General features: G+C 71.4%; 7 protein-coding genes. 3 read left to right on the plus strand and 4 right to left on the minus strand.

Translation table 11 applies throughout. The annotated features are described in order from the left end of the window. Positions 1-1,255, plus strand: a 1,255-nt coding sequence (locus tag VF697_RS10130) for a TolC family protein (RefSeq protein WP_331093710.1), incomplete at its 5' end; no start/stop codon positions are given. A 93-nt stretch (positions 1,256-1,348) separates the two neighbouring features. Here VF697_RS10130 and VF697_RS10135 read toward each other — a convergent pair. Continuing rightward, a complete protein-coding gene (locus tag VF697_RS10135; protein ID WP_331093712.1) occupies positions 1,349-2,758 on the minus strand; it encodes a hypothetical protein in 1,410 nt (469 codons plus the stop codon). A 148-nt stretch (positions 2,759-2,906) separates the two neighbouring features. Next, the gene (locus VF697_RS10140) at positions 2,907-3,728 is read right to left on the minus strand and encodes a metal-dependent hydrolase (RefSeq protein WP_331093714.1); all 822 of its coding nucleotides are present in this window, start codon (positions 3,726-3,728) and stop codon (positions 2,907-2,909) included. A 186-nt stretch (positions 3,729-3,914) separates the two neighbouring features. Between VF697_RS10140 and VF697_RS10145 the strand changes: the two genes are divergently transcribed. After that, positions 3,915-5,744: an HSP90 family protein gene (locus tag VF697_RS10145; RefSeq protein ID WP_331093716.1), complete on the plus strand. Its 1,830-nt coding sequence runs from the start codon at positions 3,915-3,917 to the stop codon at positions 5,742-5,744. Further along, positions 5,741-6,871 (plus strand): hypothetical protein, encoded by a 1,131-nt coding sequence (locus tag VF697_RS10150; protein WP_331093718.1) that lies wholly within the window; start codon positions 5,741-5,743, stop codon positions 6,869-6,871. The genes VF697_RS10145 and VF697_RS10150 overlap by 4 nt, the downstream gene beginning before the upstream one ends. 3 nt (positions 6,872-6,874) lie before the next feature. On the opposite strand, the gene VF697_RS10155 is transcribed toward VF697_RS10150, so the two are convergent. Both VF697_RS10155 and VF697_RS10160 read right to left on the minus strand, forming a co-directional pair. After that, entirely contained in the window at positions 6,875-7,873 is a 999-nt protein-coding gene (locus VF697_RS10155) for an aldo/keto reductase family protein (protein ID WP_331093720.1), read from the minus strand. 46 nt (positions 7,874-7,919) lie between these two features. Then, positions 7,920-8,328, minus strand: a 409-nt coding sequence (locus tag VF697_RS10160) for a HAMP domain-containing sensor histidine kinase (protein WP_331093722.1), incomplete at its 5' end; no start/stop codon positions are given.

Consider the following 8,328-nt stretch of genomic DNA (forward strand, 5'->3'; position numbering starts at 1 on the left):
CGAGCTGCTGTCCGCGCAGGGCGGCTTCGACACGGTCTTGAAGGCCCGGGGCGTGTACGTCCCCTTCAGCTACTACCCGCACGAGCGCCTCGACGCGGTCATCGAGCAGCCCACCCCCCTGGGGGGAACGCGCCTGTTCGCCGGCTACCGCCTGGGACAGGGCAAGTTCCCCCTGTACTACGGCGAGTACGAGACGCTCAGCGGTGGCGAGGTGCGGGCCGGCCTGGAGGTGCCGCTGTGGCGCAACCGCTCCCTCGACAAGCGCCGGGCGGACCTCGCCAAGGCGCGCCTGCGGCTCGACATCGCCGGCTTCACGCTCGCGGGCGAGCAGCTCGAGCTGCAGCGCGAGGCGGCCTACCACTACTGGGACTGGGTCGCCGCGGGCCGGCAGCTCACCATCGCCACCGCCCAGCACGCGCTGGCCGTCACCCGCCACGACCAGCTCGCCCGCCGGGCGGCGCAGGGCGACATCCCCCAGATCGAGCACACCGAGAACGAGCGGGTCCTGCTGGAGCGCGAGGCCGACCTGATCGCCGCCCGGCGCAAGCTCGAGCAGACGGCCCTGAAGCTCTCGCTCTTTCTGCGTGACGACGAGGGCAGGCCGTTGCGCGTGTCCGCCTCGCGCCTGCCGGCGGACCTGCCCAGGCCCGACGCCGCCCTCTCGCCCGAGCTGGACGCGTGGCTGGAGAAGGCCCTGCGGCAGCGGCCCGAGCTGCGCGAGCTGGCGCTCCAGCGCGAGGTGGTCCAGCTCGACGCCGAGCTGGCCCGCAACCAGACGGCCCCGGCCGTGGATCTCGGCGTCTCCGTGGCGCGCGACCTGGGCGCGGGGCCCGCGAGCCTGCGGCCCACCGAGCTCCAGGCGTCCCTGACGCTCGACATCCCCCTCCAGGCCCGGGCCGCGCGCGGTCAGGCCCGGGCCGCCGAGGCCAAGCGGGCGGCGGTGGAGGCGAAGGCCCGGCTGGCCCGTGACAAGGTCGTCACCGAGGTGCGGGACACCCTCTCGGCCCTGCAGGCCGCCTACGAGCGGGTGAACCTGGCCAAGGGCGCCGCGGACGTGGCGCGCCGGCTCGCCCAGGCGGAGCTGGCGCGCTTCGAGCACGGCGCCACCAGTCTGCTCTTCGTCAACCTGCGCGAGCAGGCCGCGGCCGACGCGGAGCTCAAGGAGGTCAAAGCGCTGGTCGACTACCACCGCGCGGTGGTGGATCTGCTCGCCGCCACGGCCGCGCGCGCGCCACGCGCCTCGCCACCGGAATGAAGCGGCACGGAGGACCCGGCCCTCACTTCTAGTCGACTAGAAGTGAGGTAGGTATATGTGCGATGCTTCTAGTCGACTAGAAGTGAGGGGCCTTCAACCCACCTTACGCACAGGAGGCTCGTCCCCGCCACCCGAGCCCTCCTCGTCGGGATCCCCGGGCGCGGGCTCGTCCTGGAACGAGCTGGGCAGCAGGTTGAAGGGCAGCACCTTGGCCAGGGCCACCAGCAGCAACATCCCTCCGGGCGCCGCGAAGATGGCGAGCGCTGGAATCGCCTTCGCCACGTCGAGCAGCTGCGCCCGCATGCGCCGGCGCTCCTCGGGGGTGAGGTTGTGCCCCCGCGCGACCTTCGTGAGCAGGTGGTACAGCTCGCCCGTCTCACGCACCTCCTGCATGAGGCGGTGGAAGTTGCGCTCCAGCGTGTCCTGCATGCGGGACACGAGGTCCTCCCCCATCAGGTCCGCGGCGGACGAGACGGTGAAGACATCCACCACGGAGCGGTTCTTCGCGTAGAACTCGGCGACCTCCAGCTCCAGCTGGTGCACGGTGCTCTCGGGCACCCGGAGCGCCTGGGCGAGGTGCTCGATGAAGGCCCGCTCTCCTCGCGAGCGCCGGCCATCCACCAGCGAGGCCAGCAGCGTCTGCTCCAGGATGAAGCGCCGCAGGTCCACGCTGCGCACGTCCTTCACCACCGTGCGCAGGGGGCGGCGGCGCTCGAAGGACTGCTTCACGGCGGCGCGCAGCTCGCCCTCGAGCGCGTCCGGCAACCCGAGGTCCTCCACCTGCCGGAGGATGGCGCGGCGCGCGGAGAAGGTGGGCTGCCGGTCCACGCACGCCAGGCCCGCGAGCACCTCCACGAGCAGCGCCTTCTGCCGCGCGGCGAAGTCGACGCGCCGCCGGGCCATGTCGAGGTGCAGCCCACCTCGCGCGAAGAAGTCCAGCGCCTGCCGGCCGAACATGTGCGCGTCCGCGTAGAGCGCCCCGTTGTGCAGGACGAGCCCGTAGGCCGGATCTCCCGCCAGCGAGAGGGCGCGGCGCTCCAGCGCGTCCTCCACCTTGCCCCACAGCTTCCGCGCGACCTCGTGTCCCTGGCGCAGCTTCTCCTCGATGGCCTGGGCCTCGTCGAGCTGACCGGTGAGGACGGCGAAGAGGAGCAGGAGCTGCTCGCGGCGGGGGCCCGGAGGCGCCCCGGCCAGGTGCGCGATGTCCAGGGCCATGCGCGCCAGGGTGCGCACCACCGCGCGGAAGAGCACCTCCTCGGGAGCGCCCGTCCCGGTGGGCTCGGAGGCCAAGGCCTCGGCGGACAGCCCTCCCCCCCCCTCCGCGGGAGTCCCATACAGCAGGCCGCTGGCGCGCAGCATCCGGCGCAGGTACGCGCGGGCTCGGGCGCGGCCGGAGCTGGACTCGGGCAGGCCCGGAGGCACCACGGGGCCCGGCGCGCGCGCATGGGCCGCGACCGCCTCCTCGAGCAACGAGGAGAGCCAACCCGCCTTGCCTAAATCCATCGGAAATCCACCCCAGGTGCCGCGCCGGACGGCTGTCCGGAAATACCCCAGTTGCCTCCCCGGCGCCACCGGCCCCCCCTCCCACTCGAGGGGAGCCGGGGCGGGTGTCCAGAACCAGCGCTTCTGGCCGGCCCCGGACGCATGAGGTCTACAGCGCGGTGGCCTTGCCGATCTCCAGCGACTTCACCTTCGCCGTGCCCTTCGCCTTCTTGATCTCGGCCTCGAGCTTGTCGGGCGAGCCAGTCAGCAGCGGGAAGGTGCCGTAGTGCATGGGCACCACGGTGGGATTGCCGAGCAGCCGGGCGGCCTGGGCGGCGCCGGTGGGGTCCAGGGTGAAGTGGCCCCCCACGGGCAGCAGGGCATGGGTCGGCTTGAAGCGCTCGCCGATGAGGCTCATCCCCCCGAACAGGCCGGTGTCACCCCCGTGGTAGAGGGTGGGGCCGTTGTCGATCTGGATGACGAAGCCGAGGGGCGCGCCGGCGTACTGCGAGGGGCTCTTCTCGTCCGCGGCGTAGCTGCTGGAGTGCACCGCCTCGACGAAGTGGATGGTGGCGTCCTTCACCTTGAAGGTGCCGCCGACGTTGCCGCCCATCGCCTTGTCCTGGGGCACGCCCAGGAGGTTGACGAGCTCGTAGCAGCCATACACCTGCGCGCCCGTCTTCTGCTGCAGCGCCTTGGCGTCCCCCACGTGGTCGAAGTGCCCGTGGGAGACGAGGATGGCGTCCACCTGCTCGGGCCACTGCGCGCCCTGGGCCGCCTTGGGGTTGGTCAGCCAGGGGTCGATGGCCAGCGTGGCGCCACCGGGGGTGCGGAGGATGAAGGCCGCGTGGCCCCACCAGGTCAGCTCCGTCTTGCCAGCCGTGGCGGCGGCCTCCTTCTTCGCGGCCCCCTTCCCGGGCGGCTGCGCGCCCGCCGGGCCGGCCAGGGCCAGGAGCGCTCCCACCATGAGTCCTACGAACCGGGTCTTCATTGCGTGCTCCTCCTCGAAAGGACAGGTGTTCCGCGGTGCCAGGGAGGCACCCCGCGGTCGAGGGGCCGCTTATTCGGCGAGCGGACAATCGTCCAGAGGCAAATCCGGCGGCTGTACACAGCAAGGTGGACAGGGGGTCCGGGAGAGGCGTACGGCTCGCGACGTATCCGCTACGCTGGACTGCTCGTGGACCATCGTTTCCAGGTCAATCTCCGGGGGGTCATCGACCTCCTGTCCCATCACCTCTACAGCACGCCCGGCGTGTTCATGCGCGAGCTGCTGCAGAACGCCACCGACGCCATCCGCGCCCGGCGTCACCTGGAGCCCGACCACCGGGGCGTGGTGCGGGTGGAGCTCATCGAGAAGCAGGACGGGGGCCTGCCCACGCTGCTCTTCAGCGATGACGGCGTGGGGTTGACGGAGGAGGAGCTGCACCGCTTCCTGGCCACCATCGGCGAGAGCTCCAAGCGCGAGACGCTGGAGGCGCGCCGCAACGACTTCATCGGCCAGTTCGGCATCGGCCTGCTGTCCTGCTTCATGGTGTGCGACGAGTTGCTGGTGGTGACGCGCTCGGCGAAGGGAGATGGCGGCACCATGGAGTGGCGGGGCCGGCATGACGGCACGTACGCCGTGCGGCCCTCCGAGCACCCGCTGGAGCGGCCGGGCACCCAGGTCTTCCTCATCGCCCGGGCGGACGCCGCCGAGTACTTCACCGCCGAGCGGGTGCGGCAGCTCGCGGCGCACTACGGCGGCCTGCTGCCCTTCCCCATCCACCTCACCACCGGGGGCGGCACCGAGCACCTCAACCCGGCCCCGCCCCCCTGGCGCCGCGAGTACGACAGCGTGGCGGAGCGTCGCGCGGCGCTGCTGGCCTACGGGCGCGAGGTCTTCAACACGGAGTTCGTGGACTGCATCCCCCTGCGCGCGGAGGCGGGGCAGGTGGAGGGGGTGGCCTTCGTGCTGCCCTTCTCGCCGCACTTCAACGCGCGCCAGAAGCACCGCGTGTACCTCAAGGACATGCTGCTGTCCGAGAGCGCGGAGAACCTGCTCCCCGAGTGGGCCTTCTTCGTCAAATGCGTGGTGAATGCCCAGGGCCTGCGCCCCACCGCCAGCCGCGAGGCCTTCTACGAGGACACGACCCTGGCGCGCGCCCGCGAGTTGCTCGGGCATTCACTGCGCCAGTACCTGGTGGACCTCGCCACGAACGACCCGCGCACCCTGCACCGGCTCATCGCCCTGCATGGCCTGTCGGTGAAGTCGCTCGCGCTGGATGATGACGACTTCTTCCGGCTCGTCATCCACTGGCTGCCCTTCGAGACGACGCTCGGGATGATGACGCTCGGGCACTACCGCCAGACGTACCCCACGGTGCGCTACGTCTCCACCCTGGACGCCTTCCGGCAGGTGGCACGCGTGGCGGCGGCCCAGGGGCTGTGCATCATCAACGGCGCCTACACGCACGACACCGCGCTGCTGGAGAAGCTGCCGCGCGTGCTGCCGGACACGCAGGTGGAGCTCTTCTCCGCGTCGCAGCTGCCCCAGCGCTTCGAGGAGCTGACGGCGGAGGAGCACGAGGCCGTGGCGCGGCTGCGGCAGGTGGCCGAGGAGGCCCTGGAGCCGTTCCGCTGCGAGGTGTCCCTCAAGAAGTTCCTCCCGGTGGAAGTGCCCACGCTCTTCGGGGACGTGGACGACGGGGCCTTCCGCCGGGACGTGGAGCGCGCCCGTGAGGAGACGGACGCGCTGTACGCCGCGGTGCTGGAGGGCGCGCTGGCCGAGTCCCGCGAGGAGGAGCGGCCACAGCTCTGCTTCAACCTCCTCAACCCGGTGGTGCGCCGGCTGGCGCGGGTGAGGGACGTGGCGCAGCTCAAGCTGTCGGTGGAGATGCTGTACGTGCAGGCGCTGCTGCTGGGGCACCGCCCGCTCAACGCGCGGGAGATGGCGCTGCTGAACCGGGGCCTGCTCGGCCTCATCGCGGCGCGGCTGGACGAGGACGAAGGCACAGGGGGCGTGCATTGACGGAGAGAGACTGGCGCGAGCAGGTGCAGACCCTGCTGGGGCGCGCGTCGCGGCTGGACCCGGGCGAGGCCAAGGTGATGGCGCTGGAGGAAGCGGCGCGGCTGGCGGATGCGCATGGGGATGTGCCGCTCGCCTTCGAGGTGCGCGACGCCCTCATCGACGCGGCCACCTTCGGCGGCTTTCCGGACAAGGCCCTGGTGGCCTTCGCGTGGTGCCGGGGACAGCAACAGAAGGACCCGGATCGCCTCCCCCTGGAGTCGCTGCTGTGGAAGCAGAAGTGGGTGGTGGGCCGGCTCGACGAATTCCCCCACATCAGCCGCAAGCAGATTGAAGGCGCGCTGGCGGACGTGGAGCAGTGCTTCGCCAAGGCGGGTGCGGGGCAGCGCGCGGTGATGAAGCTGCGCTACCAGGCGGCCCGGGACATGGGGGACACGGCGGCGGCGGACGCCTTCTGGGCGAAGTGGGTGGAGTCGCCGCGCGACCACCTCACGGACTGCCGCGCGTGCGAGCTGGACGATGAGCTGGACCACCACATCGACCGGGGCGAGTACGCGGTGGTGCTGGAGAAGGCACGGCCCCTGCTGGAGGGACGGAACGGGTGCGCGGAGGTGCCGCACCTGACGCTGGGCAGCGTGCTCTACCCGCTCTTCAAGCTGGGCCGGCTGGAGCAGGCGCGCGACAACCACCTGCGCGGCTACGCGCTGGTGCAACGCAACCGGGAGTTCCTCGCCACGGTGGGCGAGCACCTGGAGTTCCTCTGCCTCACGGGGAACGTGGCGCGGGGGCTGGTGCTCTTCGAGCGCCACGTGGGCTGGGCGCTGGAGCACGCGAGCCACCGGGACCGCTTCACCTTCTACACGGCCGCGCTCTCGCTGATGGAGCGGGCGCTGGCGGAGCAGCGGGAGCGGGTGGAACTCTCACTGCCTCGCGGCTTCACGCTGTACTCGCCCGAGGGCACATACGAGACGCGGACCCTGCGCGGCTGGCTGGCCGCGCAGGCCGAGGGCATCGGGGCGAAGTTCGACGCACGCAACGGGACGAACCGCTTCCACCAGCTCCTCACCCGAGCCAGGCGGCTCGGAGACGAAGCGGTCTCCTACCCCATCGACGCCCCCCTGCCCTCCTGAGCGCTACGGCCGCTTGTCGGGGCTCACCGTCAGGCACGGGTCGCTCTCGACGGCGGGGCCGAGGATCTCATCGATGCGGCGCATCAGCTCCGGGCTCAGCTTCACGCCCGCGGCCTTGACGTTCTCCTTCACCTGCTCGGGCCGCGAGGCGCCGATGATGGCCGAGGCCACGTTCGGGTTCTGGAGCACCCAGGCCACGGCGAGCTGCGCCAGGGACAGCTTCACCTCCTCCGCCACGGGCCGCAGTTGCTGCACGCGCGTGAGGACGTCGTCCGTCATGAAGCGCTGGATGAAGCGCGAGCCCCCCTTCTCGTCCGTGGCGCGGCTGCCCGGCGGCGGCTTCTCGCCCGGCCGGTACTTGCCGGTGAGCACGCCCTGCGCGATGGGCGACCAGACGATCTGCCCCACGCCCAGCTCGCGCGAGGTGGGGATGACCTTGCCCTCGATGATCCGCCACAGCATGGAGTACTGCGGCTGGTTGGAGATGAGCTGGAAGCCCAGCTGTCTGGCCAGCACCACGCCCGCGCGGATCTGATCCGCCGTCCACTCGGACACGCCGATGTAGAGCGCCTTGCCCTGGCGGACGACGTGGGCGAAGGCCTGCATCGTCTCCTCGAGCGGCGTCTCGGAGTCATAGCGGTGCGCCTGGTACAGGTCCACGTAGTCCGTCTTCAGCCGCCGCAGCGAGCCGTTGATGGACTCCAGGATGTGCTTGCGCGACAGGCCGCGGTCATTGGGGCCGGGGCCGGTCGGCCAGTACACCTTGGTGAAGATCTCCAGGCCCTCGCGCCGCTGGCCCTGGAGCGCGCGCCCGAGCACCTCCTCGGCCCGCGTGCCGGCGTAGACGTCGGCGGTGTCGAAGGTGGTGATGCCCTCGTCGAGCGCGGCGCGCACGCAGCCCAGTGCCGCCGCCTCCTCGACCTGGGAGCCATGGGTCAGCCAGTTCCCGTAGGAGATCTCACTGACCATGAGCCCGCTGCTGCCGAGATGTCGGAAGTTCATGCGCGCAGACTTACCCCGCCGCGTGGACGGGCACCATCGGAACGCCTCAACCCTCCGCCAGTGGACGCGCCGGCAGCGAGACGGTGAACACCGTCCCCTCTCCGGGCACGCTGTTCACCGAGATGTCCCCGCCAAAGCGCCGCACGATGTTGCGACTGATGGACAGTCCCAGCCCCGTGCCCGTCGAGCCCTTCGTGGTGAAGAAGGGCTGGAAGAGCCGATGCAGGCGCTCGGGCGGGATGCCGGGCCCCGTGTCGCCGACCTCGATGACGGCCCGGTCCTCCTCCCGGCGCGCGGTGATGCGGATCTCCTTGCGAGCGCCCTCCCAGTCCGCGAGCGCCTGCGCCGCGTTGACCAGCAGGTTGACGAAGACCTGCGAGACGGGCCCCGGGTTGCCCCGCACCTGGAGCCCCTCGGCGAGCAGGGTCTCGACGTTCGCCTGCTGCGACGTCTCG

Origin of the sequence: Archangium sp. (assembly GCF_036388035.1) — a bacterium.
GTDB lineage: Bacteria > Myxococcota > Myxococcia > Myxococcales > Myxococcaceae > Archangium.

What these genes read in the sequence shown, in the direction of transcription:
- VF697_RS10135 (WP_331093712.1), bottom strand. Translation starts at nt 2,758, where the DNA reads ATGGATTTAGGCAAGGCGGGTTGGCTCTCCTCGTTGCTCGAGGAGGCG.
- VF697_RS10140 (WP_331093714.1), bottom strand. Translation starts at nt 3,728, where the DNA reads ATGAAGACCCGGTTCGTAGGACTCATGGTGGGAGCGCTCCTGGCCCTG.
- VF697_RS10155 (WP_331093720.1), bottom strand. Translation starts at nt 7,873, where the DNA reads ATGAACTTCCGACATCTCGGCAGCAGCGGGCTCATGGTCAGTGAGATC.